This window comes from Bartonella sp. PS17NMGDW (assembly GCF_042193555.1).
Classification (GTDB): Bacteria; Pseudomonadota; Alphaproteobacteria; order Rhizobiales; family Rhizobiaceae; genus Bartonella; species Bartonella grahamii.
On the sequence record NZ_JBHILY010000068.1, the window covers coordinates 1 to 1138 of the forward strand.

Below are 1138 nucleotides of genomic sequence, written 5' to 3' on the forward strand. Positions count from 1 at the left end.
CATCAGAATTTATAAGAATTGGATTTTCCATAATTTCTCCTCCCTAACGCCTCTTGGCAATTGTTTGTGCGTGGTTTGTATAATTACTTATATAACTATAATTATAAAATAGCAAGCAAAAAATTATAAAAAGTTATATTTTTTATAAAAAATATTATAATATCTTGCTGAATAAGAGGAGAGGATAATTAGCGATAAGTCCGAATCATCTTGCTGTAAGAACTTATTGGCAAAATAGCAAATATCTCTCCAACCCACACAATTTTAACATTCTTAATAGGTAAGGCATTCCAAGAAAGCAGATCTATTTCACCATTCATTCCCCTGCTAATCTGCTTTATATATCTTTTATTATCATGTGTTAAAATAACGGCTTCTTTGCCAAAAAAGGATTCTATTGTTTTAATTTGGCGCCGTCTTACGATAACCATATCTCCATCTTTATAGGCTGGAATCATAGAATCTCCTTTAACTTCAAAAGCAACCATATCATCAGGTAAAGCAAAAGGAATTTCTACTTGTTCAAGACCATCTTCAGGGATTTGTTCAAAACTTGGATCTATCTGTGTTCCTGCTCCAATATACCCCATAAGAGGAACAAAAGTTGTTAAGTGATTGTCCCCTTTTAGTTCTTTATATAATTCTAAAATGGCATCTCGATTAGAGCCACGTGGATCAGAATCTTTTAACCACTTAGACACCGAAGCTTGTGTTACGTTTAGCCGTTTGGCTACATCTTCTTGCGTTAAGTTAAACTCGGTCAAAATCTTTTTTAATGTGCTTATGATATTAGATTTATTACTCATACTTCTGCTTACCTTATTTTTTTATCGTTGATAAAGATAATTTTCATTGACTTTATATAACTATAATTATATGAATAAAATAAGACAGAGCTGTAATTGGAGCTTGTAAATGGATCAACGAGAAGATTTTAAGAATTTGACTAAGTCAATACGAGGCAAATTTAATTGGACACAATCAGAAATGGCGAAAATGCTTGGTGTAACTCAAGCAGCTGTTTGCAAGTGGGAAAAAAGAGGATCTATCTCCGTAATAAATTATTTAAAGCTGCAAAAGTTGAAGGATAGTTCTAGCTCTATGCCTGCTTTTATTGCTGCCCCTACAGATAATAACG

Annotated in this window: 2 protein-coding genes; one reads left to right on the forward strand and one right to left on the reverse strand. The window is 32.6% G+C overall.

Annotation, left to right across the window (positions count from 1 at the left end; translation table 11 throughout):
* Positions 1–188: 188 nt before the first annotated feature.
* The gene (locus tag ACFIJK_RS09260; protein WP_375622548.1) at positions 189–806 is read right to left on the reverse strand and encodes a S24 family peptidase; all 618 of its coding nucleotides are present in this window, start codon (positions 804–806) and stop codon (positions 189–191) included.
* Positions 807–915: 109 nt separating this feature from the next.
* On the opposite strand from ACFIJK_RS09260, the gene ACFIJK_RS09265 reads away from it, so the two are divergent.
* On the forward strand, positions 916–1138 hold a 223-nt coding region (locus ACFIJK_RS09265; protein ID WP_375627587.1), incomplete at its 3' end, for a helix-turn-helix transcriptional regulator.